Here is a 17,419-nt window from a genome sequence, read left to right as displayed (position 1 = left end):
GTGGCCGGCCTGGGCGTGTGTCTGGTGCTGGCGGCGGTGGCCGCCGCGCCGATCCACGGGCCGGCCTTTGTGGCCACCGAACGCTTCACCCTGGCCTGGACGCATTCGATCGAAAAAGTGCGCTGGGAAGAGGACTACGCGGTGGTGGCCGCACCCGGGCGCGCGGCACCACCCGAACTGCGGGCCTTGAGCGCCCGGGTGAAGGGCTCGGGCGCCGGCATGGAGCCCCCGCCCGATGCGGTGCTCAAGGACGGCTGGTACAGCTACACGCCGGCGCAGCGCGCTCCGGGCGAACTGCGCCTGAGCCGATCGGCCTTCGTGCCCGACTACGAGCTGTGCATGAACGGACACTGCCGGCCCCTGTCGCACTGGCTGCCATCCGACGGCGGCGTCACCCGGCTCGGTGCCTGCCGCGAACCGCACAAGCCTTGAGGCCCGGACGCAGGGCGCCGCCCGGTATGCTCGGACGGTGAATTTCGCCCAACTGCTCTTCCCCGACTTCTCCCTGATCCTCTGCGGCTACCTGATCTGCCGCTTCACGGCGCTCAACCGCAAGGTCTGGGAACAGGTGGAAAGCCTGGTCTATTACTTCCTGTTCCCGGTGCTGCTGTTCCACAGCATCGTCAAAAGCCCGCTCGACCTGAACCAGGCGTCCAGCCTGATGGCCGCGGGCTTCGCGCTCGGACTGTGCGGCATCGCCCTGTCGTATTCGCTGCCGCACTGGCCCTGGGTCGGCAAACACCTCGATGTGCGGCTGCACGCAGCCAGCGCGCAGGTGGGCTTTCGCTTCAATTCCTTCATTGCGCTCGCCCTGGCCGAGAAAGTCGCCGGACCACCGGGCCTGCTCATGATCGCGGTGCTGATCGGCGTGTGCGTGCCGCTGTTCAACGTGGGCGCCGTGTGGCCGATGGCCAGGCACGCCAACAAGGGCTTCCTGCGCGAACTGGTGCGCAACCCGCTCATCATCGGCACGGTGTCGGGCCTGGTGGCCAACCTGCTGGGCTTTTCCATGCCGTTCTGGCTGGAGCCCACGGTCAACCGCATCGGCCAGGCCTCGCTGGCGCTGGGCCTCATGGCCGCCGGCGCGGGCATGCAGTTCGGCATGCTGGCCAGCGCCAAAACGCTGGGCGGCCTGGTGCTGGCGGTCAAACACCTGGGCATGCCGGTCATGGCGCTCGGCCTGGCGCTGCTGTTTGGCCTGGACCCGACCCAGACCACCATCCTGCTGATGTTCTCGGCCGTGCCCACGGCCTCCAGCTGTTATGTGCTGGCCGCGCGCATGGGCTACAACGGGCCTTATGTGGCCGGGCTGGTCACGCTGTCCACCTTGCTGGGCATCGCCAGCCTGCCGTTTGCGCTGGGCGTGCTCAGGCCACTGGCCGGCGCATGATCAAGCCCCTTTGCAGAAAGTCACCATGAACCCATTCCTTTCCTTTCACGCGCCCATGGGCGGTCTGGCCGTGGGCCTGTTGTTCGCTGCCTCGGTGGTTCACGCCGAGTCCATCGGCGAGGTGGACACGGTCTTCAAGTGGCTCGGGCCCGACCACAAGATCGTCGTCGACGCCTTCGACGACCCCCAGGTCAAGGGCGTGACCTGCTACGTCTCCCGCGCCAAGACGGGCGGCATCAAGGGCGGGCTCGGCCTGGCCGAAGACAAGTCGGACGCCAGCATCGAATGCCGGCAGGTGGGCGCGGTGTCGTTCACCGGCGACCCCCTGAAGCAGCAGGAGGTGGTGTTCACCGAGCGCACCTCGCTGGTGTTCAAGAAGCTGCAGGTGGTGCGCATGATCGACAAGGCGCGCAACACGCTGGTCTACCTGAGCTATTCCGACCGTGTCATCGAAGGCTCGCCCGACAACAGCATCACCGCCGTGCCGCTGCCCGCCGGCACCGTGATTCCGATGCGCTGATCAGCGCGGCGGCGCCACCAGATCGATGCGCCGTTGCAGGGCGGCCGCCGCCGCTGCATCTCCGGCGGCCTGTGCGCGTTGCTGCTGCACCCGCAGCCAGGCCAGCAAAGGCCGGCGCCAGCCGCGCGCCGACGCGGTGCCCACCGCCTGGGCGATCACGCCCGGCGTGGCACGGCCGCTGCGAAACAACACACCGGCGGCCACGAGTTGCGAGAGTGGATCTGTGATGGCGGCCAAGGCCGCGTCTGGCGCCGCGTTGCCGACCAGACTGCGGTGCACCTCGGGCAACAGCGCGGCATCCGCCGCTTGCGCCGTGCCCGCCAGATACCGCGCGTAGGCCTGCTCGGCGGGGGCGGCGTCCTGCGCCAGCGCATCAAACCCGGCGCAAGGCTCCACCACCAGACTGGCCACCCGCGTGGCACAGCGCAGCAGCTCCAGCCGCGCCACCAGGTTGACCTGTCCGGTGCGAGCCACCTCGTCACGCGCCCGTTTGAATTCGGCCGCCTCGATGCGGCTGTTGCCGCTGAGCCAGGCCTCGGTGGCGCGTTCGCTGCTGCCCTTGGCCTCGGCCGGCCAGTCGGGTGGGGGCGGGTTGCTGGAGCAGGCGCAGACCGCAAGCAGGAGTGCCGTGGCGCTCCCCGTCCAGAAATACCGCGGAACCGGCTTTGCCGGGCCGCAGGTATTGCCCCCTTGAGGGGGTGACGGGACCGAAGGGACCGGCGCGGGGGTGTTCATGGAAGTGTGATCTCCGTGTCGCGCGCAAACGGCCACCTGCGGTTGATGTCGTTGATCAGCCCGTCCACCTTGCGCAGGCTGGATTCGACCTCGCCGCGCAGCACCCCCAGATCGGTGGTGGCTTCGCGGGTGTTGCTGGCAATGCCCTGGGCTTCCACCAGCACGGCGTCCACCTTTTGCAGGCTGGTGCGGGCCTCGGCGAGCAGGCCGTTGAGCTGCAGCACCGTCGTGCGCGCGTCGGCGACCAGCCCACCGTCGGCCGAACCCTGGCCGAACACCTGCCTGTCGGCGTTGCTCACCAGGCTGTCCATGCGCGCGGTGAGTGTCTCGGCACGCGCCAGCAGCGCGTTGGCGCGTTCGACGGTGATCACCAGCTTCTTCGCGTCTTCGTCGTTGCCCATCAGCACACCCATGGCGCCCTGCGGGCCCTTGAGCCGCTCGGTGGCGCCTTGCAGGTTGGCCAGCGCCAGGGCCAGCGCTGCGTCGTCGCGCGTGAGGGCGGCCACGTTCTCCAGCACCTCGCGCATGCTCGCGGCCAGCTTGGGGATCTCGGCGGCCGTGTCGCCGCGCAGCACACCTCTCTCGGCGCCGTCGGGCAAGGCCGGGTCGTCCAGCACGCCGCTGTAGGCACGGATGCGCGTGCCGCCCACCAGGCCGCGCTCCATGGTGAAGATGCTGGAGGTGCGCAGCCACTTCGCGTCCTTGCTCGGCACATCGATCAGGATGCGGGCGGTGCCGTCGTCGCCCAGCTCGATGCGCGCCACGCGGCCGATGGCAAAGCCGGCGAAGGTCATGTCCATGCCGACGACCACGCCTTCGGAGTCGTCGGAAATCAGCACCAGCCGCTGCGTGTCTTCGAACATGCCGCGCGCAAACATCACGTACAGCGCCGACCCGATCACCAGCACCAGCATGACCCCGAGCAGCAGGGCGGCCTTGAACTCGAGGTTCCTGACCTCGGGAGTCTCTGGGACCTGGGGATCGTCGGGTGAGGCGTTCATGGCGTTTCAGTAGTAGTTGCCGACCAGCGAAATGATTTCAATGAGCAGCACCACCGAGAACAGGCGGGCGAATTCCGAGATGTCGCTGCGCCGGGCATACAAGCCCTGCGCGTCCTGCTGTGCGCTGCCGGCCAGCGGCACCACCGCCACCGCCAGGCTGAAGAACAGGGTCTTGAGGGTGAAGATCAGCGTGACGGCGGGCGTGAACACCTGGCCCACGCTGCGCGTGTAGCCGGGCAGGCCCCAGGGCGAGAAGCCGTAGACCGTGAGGTAGGTGAGCACCAGCGCGATCACGCAGCTCAGGGCGGCGAGCATGAGCACCGAGAACACCGAAGCCAGTGCACGCGGCAGCAGTTCGCTGGTCAACAACACCCCCTGGCCCAGTTCCTGCCCGGAGCGCTGGCGGGCAGACAGCTGCTCGCGCACGCGCTGGGCACCCGGCATGGCGTAGCGCGCCGCGACAAACATCGCGGCATACAGCGGAATCAGTTCGAGCACCAGGGTGCGCACCAGCACCTCGAGCGCGTATTGCGACAGGCCGTAGCTGTAGGCCGTGGCCACCACGATGCGGATCAGCACCAGACTGATCAGCGCCGAGAGCACCAGAAAACCGGTGAGCAGCGGCGCCGTGGCCTGGTAGATGTGCAGCAGCAGGCTCTGGCGACGCGCGCCGCGGGCATAGCTCGACGGCGTGAGCGCGGTCACCAGGATCTGCGCGCCCAGCATGACCACCTGCCACCAGGTGACCCAAGAGGCGCGCAGACGCTGACCCCAGCGGGTCATGAGGTTCTGGCTGGCAGACACGGGGTTCATCAGGCGATGATAGTGCGCGTTCGGTGAACGGATGCCCCGCGCGCGGTGTGCAAAGGTGACAGCAGGCTGGTGAAAACGCGCATGGTCAAAGCCGTCGATTCGGCTTCAATCGGTCCCACTGCCCACGCGGCCCGCCGTTTCTTCAGGAGCCCTGCATGTCCTTGTTCATTCCCCCGGTGGTGCGCCGCCAGACCATTGCCGATGCCCTGCACCGCACCGCGCTGCGCCTGCCCGACAAGACGGCCATCGTCTGCGGCGACACCCTCTGGACATACGCCGACTTCGATGCCCTGGTCAGCCGGCTGGCCGCCGGCCTGGCGCACCTGGGCGTGGAGGAAGGCGACAAGGTCGCCGTGCTGGCGCGCAATTCGCACGGCTTCGCCGCCCTGCGCTTTGCCCTGGCCCGGCGCGGCGCGGTGATGGTGCCGATCAACTTCATGCTCAAGGCCGACGAGGTGGCCTGGATCCTGCGCCACGCCGGCGCCAGGACGCTGGCCACCGACAGCGGCCTGGCGGCCCTCGCCCGCGAGGCCGCGGCGCTGGACACCGCCGTGGAGCGTTTCATCTGGCTGCCCGGCGAAGACCCGGGCGAGCCCGACCCTGCCATGCACCGCTTCGACCACCTTGCGGCCTGCCCCGATCCGCTGCCCGAGGTGAGCCTGGGCAGCTTTGACCTGGCGCAGATCGTCTACACCAGCGGCACCGAGTCCACCCCCAAGGGCGCCATGCTCACGCACGACGCGGTGCTGTGGCAGTACGTGAGCTGCGTGATCAATGCCGAGATCGCCGAGGTCGACCGTGCGCTGCACGCGCTGCCGCTCTACCACTGCGCCCAGCTCGACGTGTTTTTCGGCCCCGCCATCTTCATCGGCAGCAGCAACGTGATCACGTCCCGGCCGGTGCCGGACAACCTGCTGGCGCTGATCGAGCAGCACCGGATCACCAGCTTCTTCGCACCACCCACGGTGTGGATCGCGCTGCTGCGCTCACCCGCCTTCGATGCGGCGAAGCTGGGCAGCCTGGTCAAGGGCTATTACGGCGCGTCCATCATGCCGGTGGAGGTGCTCCGGGAACTGGCCGCGCGACTGCCGTCGGTTCGGCTGTGGAACCTGTACGGCCAGACCGAGATCGCTCCGCTGGCCACCATGCTCGGCCCGCAGGACCAGCTGCGCAAACCCGGCTCGTGCGGCAAGGCCGTGCTCAACGTCGAAACACGGGTGGTCAATCCCACCATGGAAGACGTGGTGGTGGGCGAGGTGGGCGAGATCGTGCACCGCTCGCCGCACCTCATGCTGGGCTACTTCAACGACCCCGAGCGCACCGAGGCCGCGTTCGAAGGCGGCTGGTTCCACAGCGGCGACCTCGCCACGATCGACGACGAGGGCTACATCACGGTGGTCGACCGCAAGAAGGACATGATCAAGACCGGCGGCGAGAACGTGGCCAGCCGCGAGGTCGAGGAAATGATCTACCGCCTCGGTGGCGTCAGCGAAGTGGCGGTGATCGGCCTGCCCGATGCGAAGTGGGTCGAGGCGGTGACGGCCGTGATCGTGGTCAAGGCGGGGCAGCAGCTCACCGAGGCCGAGGTGATCGCGCACTGCAGCGAGCACATGGCCGGCTTCAAGGCACCGAAGCGCGTGGTGTTCACCGACAGCCTGCCCAAGAACCCGAGCGGCAAGCTGCTCAAGCGCGAGTTGCGCCTGCGCTACGCGGGCTGAGGCCTGCCGCCCGGATGGACCGCACCCCGCAAGATCCCCACCTCCGTTCGGACTGAACCCATTCCCGTTCGGACCGAGCCTGTCGAAGTCCCGCCCACACCCCCCCTTGAGCCCTTCGACAGGCTCAGGGCGAGCGGAGGGGTGGGCGGGCTTGCGAAACCGCCCACTCCACGTGTTCGCGCACCAGCGGGCTCAGGTGATCCCTGCGCGCTGCGAGCGCCTGCAGGATCAGCGGATCAGGACCGGCCTGCAGTGCATTGCCCAGCGCCACCGCGATGTTGCGCAGCCAGCGCTCGTGCCCGATGCGGCGGATCGCGCTGCCTTCGGTGCGGTGCAGGAACTCGGCTTCGCTCCAGCCGAACAGCTCGATCAGCGAGGCGCCCGAGAGCCCCGCACGCTCATCGAAATCGGGCAAGGGTGAGCGCTGCGCGAACTTGTTCCAGGGGCAGACCAGCTGGCAGTCGTCGCAGCCGTAAATGCGGTTGCCCATGAGGGGGCGCAGGTCCACAGGAATCGGGCCGGCGTGTTCGATGCTCAGGTAGCTGATGCAGCGCCGCGCATCCAGGCGCTGCGGGCCGGTGATCGCCTGCGTGGGACACACATCGATGCAGGCGCTGCAACTGCCGCAGTGTTCGGTGGTGGCCTCCAGGGGCGGCAGCGCGAGGTCCACGAGGATCTCGCCCAGGAAAAACATCGATCCCGCCTCGCGGTGCAGCGCCAGCGTGTGCTTGCCGCGCCAGCCGATGCCGCTGCGCGACGCCAGCTCGACCTCGAGCACCGGGGCCGAATCGGTGAACACCCGGTACCCGAAAGGGCCGATGTGTGCCGCGATGCGATCACTCAGCGTCTGCAGGCGGCTTCGCAGCACCTTGTGGTAGTCCCGACCCCGCGCATAGATCGAGACCACCGCCTCGCCAGGGCGCTGCAGCCGCCGCAGTTCGATCTGCTGCCAGTCCTCGGGCGTGGCGCGCGGCAGGTAGTCCATGCGGGCGGTGATCACGCTGAGCGTGCCCGGCACCAGTTCGGCAGGCCGCGCGCGCTTGAGGCCATGCGCGGCCATGTAGGCCATGTCACCGTGACATCCAGCCGACAACCAGGCCATCAAACCGGGCTCTGCGGCCGACAAATCCACACCGGCCACCCCGATTTGGGAAAATGCAAGCTCCTGGCCCCAGGCCTGAATCTGCGAGACGAGTTGAGCGGCATTCAAAGCAACATTCATGTGACGAGCATTGTAGGAAGCGACACCGCTCCTGCGGGACCGCTGCGCGCGCCGCCGGCCTGGCAGGGCGGCTGGGCCACCGAAGAAGACACGCAGGCCTTTGCGCAGCGCCTGGCCCTGTCACCCGCCATTGCGCACGCCACCCTCACCCTGCAGGGCGACCTGGGCGCGGGCAAGACCACGCTGGTGCGCCACCTGCTGCGCGCGCTCGGTGTGCGCGGACGCATCAAGAGCCCCACCTACGCGGTGGTGGAGCCGCACAGCGCGATGGACTGCCCGGTCATGCCCGCCGGTGAGCCGCTGTCGGTCTGGCATTTCGACTTCTACCGTTTCAACGATCCGCGCGAATGGGAAGACGCCGGCTTTCGCGAACTTTTTGCCAGTCCGGGTCTCAAGCTGGTGGAGTGGCCCGAACGCGCTGGCGCGTTTCTGCCGACGGTCGATCTGCAGATCGACATCCAACCCGACGACATGAACCCCCACACCGACCCGGAACACGACAGCGCCCGCACCGTTCGCGCCACCGCCCTCACCGCCACCGGCCTGCGGCTGCTGGAGGCACTGGCATGACAGGACCGGTGAGTCGCCGCACCCTGCTGCGCACCGGCACGCTGGTGCTGCTGCTGGGCGTGCAGCACATCGCGCGCGGGGCCAATGTGCTGGCGGTGCGCATCTGGCCGGCCGAAGACTACACGCGCGTGACCATCGAGTCCGACGGTGCCCTCAAGGCGCAGAAGTTCTTCGTCACCGATCCGCCGCGCATGGTGGTGGACATCGAGGGCATCGACCTGCTGCCGGGCCTGCACGAACTCGTGGGCAAGCTCAAGTCGGACGACCCCAACATCGCCGGCATCCGGGTGGCGCAGAACGCCGCCAACGTGGTGCGGCTGGTGATCGATCTCAAACAGGCCATCCAGCCGCAGGTGTTCAACCTGGAGCCGGTGGCGGCCTACCAGCACCGCCTGGTGTTCGACCTCTTCCCGGTCAACGCGCCCGACCCGCTGGAGCAACTGATTGCCCAGCGCATGAAGGATCTCGACGCAGCCAGTGAACGCGCGGCGCGCCTGCTGGGCCTGGAAATGGGGCAGGTGGCCGGTGCCGCCGGCCACAGCGATCGTGTGATCGCCGCCACCCCGGCAGACGATCCGCTGGGCGCCCTGATCGCGCAACGGGGTCAGCCGGGCACGGCCAGGCCTGCCCCGCCGCCGGAGAACACCGGCACCGCGGTGGCCACGGGGCCCTCCTCGGGCAGTCCGGCGAAGCGCCCCGTCGGCCCCGCCGCCCGAACCGAGCGCCTGATCATCGTGGCCCTGGACCCGGGCCACGGAGGCGAAGACCCGGGCGCGATCGGGCCCGGCGGCACGTTTGAGAAAAAGGTGGTGCTGCAGATCGCACAAAAGCTGCGCGACCGCATCAACGACACGCGCGTCAACGGCAACCCGATGCGCGCCTACATGACCCGCGACAAGGACTTCTTCGTTCCCCTGCAGGTGCGGGTGCAGAAGGCGCAGCGTGTTCAGGCCGACCTGTTCATCAGCCTGCACGCCGACGCGTTCTTCACACCACGACCCCAGGGCGCCAGCGTGTATGCCCTGAGCACCAAAGGCGCCAGCAGCGCTGCCGCGCGCTGGATGGCCAACAAGGAAAACGCCGCCGACAAGGTGGGTGGCCTCAACGTGAAAGCCAAGGACGCCACCGTGCAGCGCGCCCTGCTCGACATGAGCACCACCGCGCAGATCAACGACAGCCTCAAGCTCGGCAACGCGATGCTGGGCCATGTGAAACGGGTTGGCAGGTTGCACAAGCCGCGCGTGGAGCAAGCCAACTTCGCGGTGCTGCGCGCGCCCGACATTCCCAGCGTGCTGGTGGAAACGGCGTTCATCAGCAACCCCGAAGAAGAAGCCCGACTCAACGACCCGAAATACCAGGACGACCTGGCCGACGCGCTGTTGCGCGGCATCGTGGCGTATTTCAGCAAGAACCCGCCGCTGGCGCGGAACCGGCAGATCTAAACGGGATAGATCAGCGAGTTCAACACCATCTCGCTGTCGTACACACAGGTCCGGCTTTGCAGCTTGAGGCCGTCCTCGGTGCTCACGAACGCATCGATGTAGCGACCCACCTGATAGACCTCGCTCACGCTGGCGGGCCTGGTGCGAAACACCGCGTAGTTGGCTTCGGCCCTGATCGGATCGTCTGCCGTGCCCTGCCCCGCGTGCGTGATGCGCGCCGGACTCACCACGTGGCGGGTGTAGTAGGGGCCGTGGTAGATGGTCTGGCTGGTGCCGTGGATGCGGTCGAGCAGCATGCCCCGGCTCTCCAGCGCGAGCAGCGCCAGCGGCAGGCCGCGGTCGAAGTTTTCGCGCGCCTGCACCCTGTAGCGGGCGTCTTCCACGAAACAGTCCGGCCAGTCGGTAAAGCGCCGGTCGTCGAGGGTGGCGGCATAGGCGGCGTTGAAACGGTCCACCGCGTGGTGCAGCCGCAGGCTTTGCAGGTCCTGGTCGATCCATTGCGGCATGTCGCTCATTCCCCCATGGCCTTGCGCCAGTAGGCGTACATCGACCGGATCAAGGTCTCGGTGACCATGTGCTCGGTGGGTGGCTGACCCACGCTGTCGCTTCTGCCATCGAGCTCCACCAGCGTGCTGCCGCCCGCGCCCCACTGGGCAAAGCCGTCCTGACTGAACTCGATCACCTCGCCGTCGTCCGCGCTCACGAAACCGGCCGGGCCGAACAGGTTGGCCTGTCGCAGGCGGCGCTGTGTCATCTCCTCGGTGTCGTCGGCGAAGCCGAAGTGGGTCCACACGAAATCGAACGTGCCGGCGCCGCGCGGCACGATGTGGCGGGTGGAGAGCGAGTTCACCTGCTGCTGGATGATCAGGCTCGGAAACAGCGTGATCATGGTCACCGTGGGCGTGATCGCCGTGCCCGGGTTGGACGGATCGTCGACCGTCCACCAGGCCTCGGGTGCCACGTCGAGCAGGCGCGCGTCGTGCAGCGCCATGTCGGCCTTGAAGCTGGTCACGCCTTCGGTCACGGCCTTGTTCGCACCACCCTCATTGCGCCTGGACATCATCACCGCATGACGACCGTGTTCGTCCATCACCATGCGGCTTTTCTGGTCGGCGCGCCACAGGCCGAAGGTGACGAACCAGGTGTGCAGCAGGCCCGGGTGGTACGGGTCCTTGATGTTCTCCATCATCAGTTTCCAGTTGCCCGGAATGCGCTGGCGGTTGTAGCCCAGCAGCTTGAGTTCGCGACCCCGGAAGATGCGCTCGAGCCAGGGCATCACGGCCGGGCCGATGTATTGCTCGAAGGGCTCGGCCTCCTCGCTGAAGGTGGCGAACACCAGACCATGCAGCACGGCCACCCGCAGCTTGGTCAGACCGTTACTGCCGAGGTCGAAGTCGGCCGGCATGCCGCCGTTGACGCATTCACCGTCCTTGACGCCGTCCTTGAACGGCAGGCCGGCCAGGTCGCCATTGAGCTTGTAGGTCCACTGGTGGTAGGGGCAGACAAAACTGCGCGCGTTGCCGGTCTGTCCGTCCATGGGCGGCTGGCAGAAGCGCACGCCGCGGTGCGCGCAGCGGTTCTCCACCACACGGATGCCCGGGTCGGTGGCGCGGTCGCGGGGCGCCACGCGGTCGCGCACCATGATCACCTGGCGTCCGCCCACCCAGCCGAGCTTGTAGTCGCCGGTGTCGGGGATCTCCACCGTCAGGCCCACATAGGACCAGTGTGGTCCGTAGAACAGACGTTCCAGCTCGCGCTGGTACAGCTTCGGGTCGGTGTAGGCCTGGAAGGGGATGCGGCTGGTGCCGCGGTCATGCCAATGCACGAGGGCTTGCGGTGCGTTCATGTCTCCTCACGCTTGGTGTGTGGGGGAAATGATAAGCCTACTGATCAATACCTGTCGTGCCGGTCATCGGCGGTGCCGCTCAGAGACGCAGACTCAGCCAGCGTCCCGCAAAGACTGCTGGCGAGCCCGCCAGGCGCCGAAGATCGCGATCAGGCCAGGCACGAGGATCAGCGCCCAGATGATGGTGCTCAGGTTGGCCTGAACCCAGGGCAGGTTGCCGAAGAGGTAACCCGCGCCCACCAGACCCACCACCCAGATCAGCGCCCCGACCACGTTGTAGGCCGTGAACGTGGAGCGCGTCATCTCGGCCACACCTGCCACGAACGGCGCGAAGGTGCGAACGAAAGGCATGAAGCGGGCCAGGATGATGGTGATGCCGCCGTATCGCTCGTAGAAGGCATGCGCCTGGTTGAAGGCGTTGCGGTTGAAGAACCGGGAGTTCTCCCACTGGAACACCTTCGGCCCGAAATAGCGGCCGATCGAGTAGTTGACCTGGTCGCCCAGCACCGCTGCGACCACCAGCAGCCCCATGGCCAGCGGCAGGCTCATCAGGCCCGCACCACACAACGTGCCCACCACGAACAGCAGCGAGTCGCCCGGCAGGAAGGGCATGACCACCACGCCGGTCTCGGTGAAGATGATCAGGAACAGCAGCGCGTAGACCCACACGCCGTAGTTCTGCACGAAGACCTGCAGGTGCTGGTCGACGTTGAGGATGAAGTCGATGAGAAAGGCGATGATTTCCATGGAGGCCGATTATCCCCGCGCCCTACAATTTGTTGGTGACAACCCCACCCAGCATCCCTCAGCGGCCCCGCCGGCCCATCCGCGAGCTCCCCGATGAACTGATCAGCCAGATCGCGGCCGGCGAGGTGGTCGAGCGGCCGGCCTCGGTGGTGCGTGAGCTGGTGGACAACGCCCTGGACGCCGGCGCCACACAGATCACACTGCGCCTGCAGGCGGGGGGCGTGCGGCTCATCAGCGTGGAAGACAACGGCGGCGGCATCGTGCGCGGCGAGCTGCCCAACGCGCTCAAGCGCCACGCCACCAGCAAGATCGCCAGCCTGTCCGACCTGGAATCGGTCGGCACCATGGGCTTTCGCGGTGAGGCGCTGGCCGCCATCTGCTCGATCGCCGAGGTCTCGCTGCTCACCCGGGTGGACACGGCCGACGAGCCCCACGGCTGGCTGCTCGACGCCCGCAGCGGCGAACTGCAGGCAGCAGCCCGTGCGCCCGGCACCACGGTGGAGGTGCGCGAACTCTTTTTTGCCACCCCGGCGCGGCGCAAGTTCCTCAAGACCGACGCCACCGAGCTCGCCCACTGCATCGAGGCGGTGCGCCGCCACGCGCTCGCCCGGCCCGACGTGGGTTTTGCGATCTGGCACGACGGCAAGCTGGTGGCGCAGTGGCGTGCGGTGGGCCGTGGCGGCATGGAAGCACTGCGCCAGCGCCTGGCCGACGTGCTCGGCGAGGATTTCGTGCAACAGGCGGTGGCGCTGGACTGGCCGCTCGATGCACCGGATGCCGCCGGACCCGGTCTGCGCGTGTGGGGCTTTGCGGGTCTGCCCGATGCCGCACGTTCGCGTGCCGACTGGCAGTTTGCCTATGTGAACGGGCGCTATGTGCGCGACAAGACCATCACCCACGCCGCACGCAGCGCCTATGAAGACGTGCTGCACGGCCACCGCCAGCCGGTGTATGCCTTGTTCGTCTCGCTCGACCCGGCACGGGTGGACGTGAACGTGCACCCGACCAAGATCGAGGTGCGTTTTCGTGATGGCCGCGAGGTCCACCAGGGTGTGCGGCGGGCGGTGGAAGCCGCGCTGGCCGTGCCGCGCTCGGGCGCAAGCGCCGAACCCGTGAACCCGCAGCCCGCCGCCGTCTGGGCACCGCCGGCGCGGCAGGAGGGCTTCGTGTTCCGGCCCAGGGAGCCCGAGGTGGGGCACCGGGTGAGCGATGTGGGCGCCTTGTGGGGTGGCGGGCCTGGAGGGGCTTCGACAGGCTCAGCCCGAACGGAGTTTGGCTCAGCCCGAACGGAGTCGGGCTCAGACCGTGCCGATGTCTTCCCGGGCTCCATCCCCTCTTCCGTTCGGGCTGGAACCGATTCCGTTCGGGCTGAGCCTGTCAAAGCCCCCGCCAACGGCGCGCTGCCCCCCGGCGACTGGCCGCTGGGTCGTGCCGTTGCGCAGTTGCAGGGCGTCTACATCCTGGCCGAAAACAACCAGGGACTGGTCGTGGTCGACATGCACGCGGCCCACGAGCGCATCGTTTATGAACGGCTCAAGCAGCAGCTCGACCACCAGCAGGTGGCCAGCCAGCCGCTGCTGATCCCGGCCACCTTTGCCGCCACGCCCGACGAGGTGGCCACGGCCGAAGACTGCACCGCAGTGCTGCAGGCCCTGGGCATGGAGATCACCACGCTCTCGCCGCGCACGCTGGCGGTGCGCGCCGTGCCCACCACGCTCGCGCAGGGCGACCCGGTGGAACTCGCGCGCAGTGTGCTCGCCGAACTCGGTCTTCACGATGCCAGCACCGTCGTGCAGCGGGCGCGCAACGAGCTGCTGGCCACCATGGCCTGCCATGGTGCGGTGCGCGCCAACCGCCGCCTGACGCTGGACGAGATGAACGCGCTGCTGCGCCAGATGGAGGTCACCGAGCGGTCCGACCAGTGCAACCACGGCCGGCCGACCTGGCGCCAACTCGGCATGAAAGAACTCGACGCGCTGTTCCTGCGCGGGCGCTGAGGCAGAACGGCACCAGGACGGGGTGGGCGAGCGGCTTCACACCTTCCTGGAGGGGATCGGGCGGGCAGCGACACGCCTTCGATCACCGGCTGTCATGCCGACCCGCGGCATGGCATGGAATGTGAATGGGCCCGATGTCTGAACTTTTTTCCGGATTGCCTGCTCCACCATCCTCATGAAACGCCTGATCGCCCTCCTGCTGGCCACGCTGGCACTGCTTGCCGGCTGCGCCACGCTCGACGAGAAGCAGCGCGCATGGATCTTTCAGCCGTCCGACCGCAGCTGGGCGGGCGGCACCTACGCCGCTGAAAGCATGCAGGACGTGTGGATTCACTTCACCTCGCGTGAAACCGGCAAGGCCGTGAAGCTGCACGGCCTGTGGGCGCAGAACGACAACTTCAGCGAGCGTGCCGACGCGCCGGTGCTGCTGTACCTGCACGGTGCACGCTTCAACGTCACCGGCTCGGCCTTCCGGGCCCAGCGCATGCAGGAGCTGGGCTTTTCGGTGCTGGCCATCGACTACCGCGGCTTCGGCAAGAGCACCAACGAACTCCCGTCTGAAACCCTGGCCTACGAAGACGCCCGCGTGGCCTGGGAATGGCTCGGTGAGAAGTACCCGGGGCGTCCGCGCTACATCTTCGGTCACTCCCTGGGCGGGGCCATCGCCATCGAGCTGGCGGCGCAGGTGAAGGACGAAGCCGGCACCGTGGTGGAAGGCACCTTCACCTCGATCCCCGACGTGGTGAGCACCTTCAAGTGGGGCTGGCTGCCGGTCTCGCTGCTGATCACGCAGCGTTTTGAAGCGGTCAAACGGGTGGCAGACATCGGCTCGCCCCTGCTGGTGGTGCATGGCGGCGCCGACCGGCTGATCCAGCCGGAGCTGGGCCGCAAGCTGTTCGATGCCGCGACCGGGCGCAAGGCCTTCGTGCTGGTGGAAGGGGGCTCGCACCACAACACCAATTCGGTCGGTCAGGCGCAGTACCGCACCGCGCTGGCCGCGCTGTTCGGCCTGGACGACTCGCTCCGCGTGGTCAAGCGCTGAGCCTGCCGTTCGCGGCAGCGGCGGCGCAGCGCGGGAAAACCCGGGGGTGTTCTGCTACCCTCGAACGGATGTCTGCCCAGTTGCCCAACACCGCCATGTCGCCCGCGTTCGTGGTGCTCATGCTCTCGCTGCTGCTGGGCCTGCAGCCCATCGCCACCGACCTGTACCTGCCCGCCCTGCCGGCGCTGACCGCCGGCTTCGGTGCGGCGATGTCGCAGGCCCAGCTCACGCTCACCTCGCTGCTGCTGGCCTTTGGCGTCTCGCAGATGTTCTGGGGACCGCTGTCGGACCGCTTCGGGCGAAGACCCATCCTGCTGGCGGGCATGGGTGCTTTCGTGGTGGCGTCGGTGGGCAGCACCTTTGCCCCGTCGATCGAACAACTCATCGTGTGGCGGGCGATCCAGGGTGCGGCCATGGGCGCGGGCGTGATGGGTGCGCGCGCCATCGTGCGCGACCTGTATGCACCCACCGAGGGCGCCCGCATGATGTCCAAGGGGCTCACCGGACTCGGCGTGATCGCCTGTGCCAGCGCGCCGCTCGGCGGTTTTCTGTCCGACCTGCTGGGCTGGCGCCTCTCGCTGATGGCGGTGGCGGTGTTCGGCGCCATCACGCTGGGCGTGATCGCCTGGCGCTTCGAGGAAACCCTGCCGGTGCGCAACCCGCGCGCCTTGCAGCCGGCCATGCTGCTGCGCACCTGGGTGCAGATCGCGCGCAATCCCACCTTCCGGGCGTTTGCGCTGCTCTCCGCCACCTCGTATTGCGGGCTGTTCACGTTTCTTGCGGCCTCTCCGTTCGTCTTCATCCAGGTGCTCGGCCTGTCCAAGACGGCGTACGGGCTGCTCATGATGACCATGTCGTTCAGCTACATCGTGGGCACCTTCATCTGCCGGCGCCTGCTGCTTGCGCTGGGCGTGCGGCGAACCGTGGCCGTGGCTGCGGTGTTCACGCTGGTGGGTGGCACCAGCATGGGTGTGCTCGCACTGATGGGCGTGCAGAACGTCTGGGCCATCATGGTGCCGTTCTACCTGTTCATGGTCGGCCACGGCGTGCACCAGCCCTGCGGCCAGAGCGGCGCGGTGGGGCCGTTTCCGCAGGCCGCCGGTGCAGCGTCGGCACTGGCCGGTTTCATCATGATGATCGCGGCCTTCGTGGTGGGCGGCTGGCTGGGTCAGAGCCTGGCCACGATCCAGGCCGGCAGCGGCACGGTGCTGCCGCTGACCAACGGCATCGCGTTCTGGAGCGTGCTGATCACGCTCACCGCCTGGACGCTGGTGCAGCGCCACGGCGAGAGCCGACCCGGACCGCAACGCCAGACCCCGGGCGTTGCGCCGCGGGCGTGAGAGGCTTGCGGCGATGAGCATCCCCAGCCCGACCTGCATCGCCCTGGCCGGACCCACCGCCAGTGGCAAAAGCGCGGCATCCATGGCCATTGCACAGCGCTGGCCGGTGGAGATCGTCAGCGTCGACTCGGCGCTGGTCTACCGTGGCATGGACATCGGCACCGCCAAGCCCACGCCGGCCGAGCTCGCGCAGGTGCCGCACCACCTGATCGACATCCTCGACCCCTTGCAGAGTTACAGCGCTGCCGACTTCGTGCGCGACACCACACGGCTGGTGGGCGAGATCCACCAGCGCGGGCGCACCGCCCTGCTGGTGGGCGGCACCATGCTGTATTTCAAGGCGCTGCTGGTCGGGCTGGACGACATGCCGGTGGCCGACGCTCTGGTCCGCGACCGCATCGATGCCCGGGCCAGGCTGCTCGGCTGGCCGGCCCTGCACAGCGAACTCGCGCGGGTGGATCCGGTGACGGCGGCGCGCCTGCCGTCGACGGATGCCCAGCGCATCCAGCGCGCACTCGAGGTGTTCGAGGTCTCGGGCCGGCCCCTCGCCAGCTTCCAGACCGGGCGCACCAGCAACCCCGACAGCCCGCTCGCCAGCAGCCACCTCATCTCGCTGGAACCGCTTGACCGCGCCTGGCTGCATGCGCGCATCGCGCAGCGCTTCGATGCCATGCTCGCCGGGGGTTTCGTCGATGAAGTGCTGCGCCTGCGTGCGCGCGGCGACCTCTCCACCGCGCTGCCGTCCATGCGCTGCGTGGGCTACCGCCAGGCCTGGGAGCTGCTCGATGCCCACGGCGGCACACTCGCGCCCGCGCCCATGGCCGAGTTGCGCGAGCTCGGCATCGCGGCCACGCGCCAGCTCGCCAAACGCCAGCTCACCTGGCTGCGTTCCATGCCGCAGCGCCGGGTCATTGCGTGCGATGCCCCCGACGCACTGGCGCGCGTGCTCGAATCGGTGCACAGCCTGCTGGGCGCACCCCCCTAGTGGACTGTAACGATTGAATCGGTAGTAATGCGTCGTGACAGATCACAGTAC

At 68.1% G+C, this 17,419-nt stretch carries 17 protein-coding genes; 10 read left to right on the top strand and 7 right to left on the bottom strand.

Annotated features, from left to right (window positions below; translation table 11 throughout):
- From QUV35_RS11155 to QUV35_RS11145, 3 genes are read left to right on the top strand one after another with little or no spacing between them, the layout of a single operon-like run.
- Nucleotides 1-432 (top strand): DUF1850 domain-containing protein, encoded by a 432-nt coding sequence (locus QUV35_RS11155; RefSeq protein WP_300873690.1) that lies wholly within the window; start codon nucleotides 1-3, stop codon nucleotides 430-432.
- Nucleotides 433-469: 37 nt separating this feature from the next.
- Entirely contained in the window at nucleotides 470-1,390 is a 921-nt protein-coding gene (locus QUV35_RS11150) for an AEC family transporter (RefSeq protein WP_300873688.1), read from the top strand.
- A 55-nt stretch (nucleotides 1,391-1,445) separates the two neighbouring features.
- Complete coding sequence (locus QUV35_RS11145; RefSeq protein WP_300873836.1) at nucleotides 1,446-1,910, top strand: CreA family protein; 465 nt, start codon at nucleotides 1,446-1,448, stop codon at nucleotides 1,908-1,910.
- Here QUV35_RS11145 and QUV35_RS11140 read toward each other — a convergent pair whose 3' ends face one another.
- Genes QUV35_RS11140 through QUV35_RS11130 form a run of 3 tightly spaced genes read right to left on the bottom strand, consistent with a single transcriptional unit; the run spans nucleotide 1,911 to nucleotide 4,459 of the window.
- Nucleotides 1,911-2,645: a hypothetical protein gene (locus tag QUV35_RS11140; RefSeq protein WP_300873686.1), complete on the bottom strand. Its 735-nt coding sequence runs from the start codon at nucleotides 2,643-2,645 to the stop codon at nucleotides 1,911-1,913. It abuts the gene before it with no gap.
- Nucleotides 2,642-3,646, bottom strand: coding sequence for a mammalian cell entry protein (locus QUV35_RS11135; RefSeq protein ID WP_300873684.1), 1,005 nt, complete (start codon nucleotides 3,644-3,646; stop codon nucleotides 2,642-2,644). The genes QUV35_RS11140 and QUV35_RS11135 overlap by 4 nt, the downstream gene beginning before the upstream one ends.
- A 6-nt stretch (nucleotides 3,647-3,652) precedes the next feature.
- The gene (locus QUV35_RS11130; protein WP_300873682.1) at nucleotides 3,653-4,459 is read right to left on the bottom strand and encodes an ABC transporter permease; all 807 of its coding nucleotides are present in this window, start codon (nucleotides 4,457-4,459) and stop codon (nucleotides 3,653-3,655) included.
- 155 nt (nucleotides 4,460-4,614) lie between these two features.
- On the opposite strand from QUV35_RS11130, the gene QUV35_RS11125 reads away from it, so the two are divergent.
- Nucleotides 4,615-6,177: an acyl-CoA synthetase gene (locus QUV35_RS11125; protein ID WP_300873680.1), complete on the top strand. Its 1,563-nt coding sequence runs from the start codon at nucleotides 4,615-4,617 to the stop codon at nucleotides 6,175-6,177.
- A 124-nt stretch (nucleotides 6,178-6,301) separates the two neighbouring features.
- Here QUV35_RS11125 and queG read toward each other — a convergent pair whose 3' ends face one another.
- Nucleotides 6,302-7,399 (bottom strand): tRNA epoxyqueuosine(34) reductase QueG, encoded by a 1,098-nt coding sequence (gene queG, locus QUV35_RS11120; RefSeq protein ID WP_300873678.1) that lies wholly within the window; start codon nucleotides 7,397-7,399, stop codon nucleotides 6,302-6,304.
- Between the two features lie 42 nt (nucleotides 7,400-7,441).
- On the opposite strand from queG, the gene tsaE reads away from it, so the two are divergent.
- The gene (tsaE, locus tag QUV35_RS11115) at nucleotides 7,442-7,969 is read left to right on the top strand and encodes a tRNA (adenosine(37)-N6)-threonylcarbamoyltransferase complex ATPase subunit type 1 TsaE (RefSeq protein ID WP_300873833.1); all 528 of its coding nucleotides are present in this window, start codon (nucleotides 7,442-7,444) and stop codon (nucleotides 7,967-7,969) included.
- Complete coding sequence (locus QUV35_RS11110; RefSeq protein ID WP_300873676.1) at nucleotides 7,966-9,411, top strand: N-acetylmuramoyl-L-alanine amidase; 1,446 nt, start codon at nucleotides 7,966-7,968, stop codon at nucleotides 9,409-9,411. Before tsaE ends, QUV35_RS11110 begins: the two co-directional genes overlap by 4 nt.
- On the opposite strand, the gene QUV35_RS11105 is transcribed toward QUV35_RS11110, so the two are convergent.
- The 3 genes from QUV35_RS11105 to QUV35_RS11095 form a co-directional block, all read right to left on the bottom strand.
- Entirely contained in the window at nucleotides 9,408-9,926 is a 519-nt protein-coding gene (locus tag QUV35_RS11105; protein ID WP_300873674.1) for an aromatic-ring-hydroxylating dioxygenase subunit beta, read from the bottom strand. The two genes, QUV35_RS11110 and QUV35_RS11105, sit on opposite strands and share 4 nt — an antisense overlap.
- Nucleotides 9,923-11,257, bottom strand: coding sequence for an aromatic ring-hydroxylating dioxygenase subunit alpha (locus QUV35_RS11100; RefSeq protein ID WP_300873672.1), 1,335 nt, complete (start codon nucleotides 11,255-11,257; stop codon nucleotides 9,923-9,925). Before QUV35_RS11100 ends, QUV35_RS11105 begins: the two co-directional genes overlap by 4 nt.
- A gap of 93 nt (nucleotides 11,258-11,350) precedes the next feature.
- Nucleotides 11,351-12,004: a DedA family protein gene (locus QUV35_RS11095; RefSeq protein WP_300873670.1), complete on the bottom strand. Its 654-nt coding sequence runs from the start codon at nucleotides 12,002-12,004 to the stop codon at nucleotides 11,351-11,353.
- Between the two features lie 35 nt (nucleotides 12,005-12,039).
- Here QUV35_RS11095 and mutL point away from each other — a divergent pair, with 35 nt between their 5' ends.
- The 4 genes from mutL to miaA all read left to right on the top strand — a co-directional run bounded on the left by mutL (nucleotide 12,040) and on the right by miaA (nucleotide 17,368).
- Nucleotides 12,040-14,001 (top strand): DNA mismatch repair endonuclease MutL, encoded by a 1,962-nt coding sequence (gene mutL / locus QUV35_RS11090; RefSeq protein ID WP_300873668.1) that lies wholly within the window; start codon nucleotides 12,040-12,042, stop codon nucleotides 13,999-14,001.
- A gap of 175 nt (nucleotides 14,002-14,176) precedes the next feature.
- On the top strand, nucleotides 14,177-15,043 hold the full coding sequence (locus QUV35_RS11085; RefSeq protein ID WP_300873666.1) for an alpha/beta fold hydrolase: 867 nt from the start codon (nucleotides 14,177-14,179) through the stop codon (nucleotides 15,041-15,043).
- 68 nt (nucleotides 15,044-15,111) lie between these two features.
- On the top strand, nucleotides 15,112-16,383 hold the full coding sequence (locus QUV35_RS11080; protein ID WP_300873664.1) for a multidrug effflux MFS transporter: 1,272 nt from the start codon (nucleotides 15,112-15,114) through the stop codon (nucleotides 16,381-16,383).
- A gap of 13 nt (nucleotides 16,384-16,396) precedes the next feature.
- Entirely contained in the window at nucleotides 16,397-17,368 is a 972-nt protein-coding gene (gene miaA, locus QUV35_RS11075; protein WP_300873662.1) for a tRNA (adenosine(37)-N6)-dimethylallyltransferase MiaA, read from the top strand.
- Nucleotides 17,369-17,419 lie beyond the last annotated feature (51 nt).

Origin of the sequence: Hydrogenophaga sp. (genome assembly GCF_030373225.1) — a bacterium.
Lineage (GTDB): Bacteria > Pseudomonadota > Gammaproteobacteria > Burkholderiales > Burkholderiaceae_C > Hydrogenophaga.
This window is presented reverse-complemented; position numbering and strand designations above follow the sequence as displayed.

Coding starts and splice junctions, on each gene's coding strand:
- QUV35_RS11145 (WP_300873836.1), top strand. CDS start 1,446: ATGGGCGGTCTGGCCGTGGGCCTGTTGTTCGCTGCCTCGGTGGTTCAC.
- QUV35_RS11140 (WP_300873686.1), bottom strand. CDS start 2,645: ATGAACACCCCCGCGCCGGTCCCTTCGGTCCCGTCACCCCCTCAAGGG.
- QUV35_RS11135 (WP_300873684.1), bottom strand. CDS start 3,646: ATGAACGCCTCACCCGACGATCCCCAGGTCCCAGAGACTCCCGAGGTC.
- QUV35_RS11130 (WP_300873682.1), bottom strand. CDS start 4,459: ATGAACCCCGTGTCTGCCAGCCAGAACCTCATGACCCGCTGGGGTCAG.
- QUV35_RS11125 (WP_300873680.1), top strand. CDS start 4,615: ATGTCCTTGTTCATTCCCCCGGTGGTGCGCCGCCAGACCATTGCCGAT.
- queG (WP_300873678.1), bottom strand. CDS start 7,399: ATGAATGTTGCTTTGAATGCCGCTCAACTCGTCTCGCAGATTCAGGCC.
- QUV35_RS11110 (WP_300873676.1), top strand. CDS start 7,966: ATGACAGGACCGGTGAGTCGCCGCACCCTGCTGCGCACCGGCACGCTG.
- QUV35_RS11105 (WP_300873674.1), bottom strand. CDS start 9,926: ATGAGCGACATGCCGCAATGGATCGACCAGGACCTGCAAAGCCTGCGG.
- QUV35_RS11100 (WP_300873672.1), bottom strand. CDS start 11,257: ATGAACGCACCGCAAGCCCTCGTGCATTGGCATGACCGCGGCACCAGC.
- QUV35_RS11095 (WP_300873670.1), bottom strand. CDS start 12,004: ATGGAAATCATCGCCTTTCTCATCGACTTCATCCTCAACGTCGACCAG.
- QUV35_RS11085 (WP_300873666.1), top strand. CDS start 14,177: ATGAAACGCCTGATCGCCCTCCTGCTGGCCACGCTGGCACTGCTTGCC.
- QUV35_RS11080 (WP_300873664.1), top strand. CDS start 15,112: ATGTCTGCCCAGTTGCCCAACACCGCCATGTCGCCCGCGTTCGTGGTG.
- miaA (WP_300873662.1), top strand. CDS start 16,397: ATGAGCATCCCCAGCCCGACCTGCATCGCCCTGGCCGGACCCACCGCC.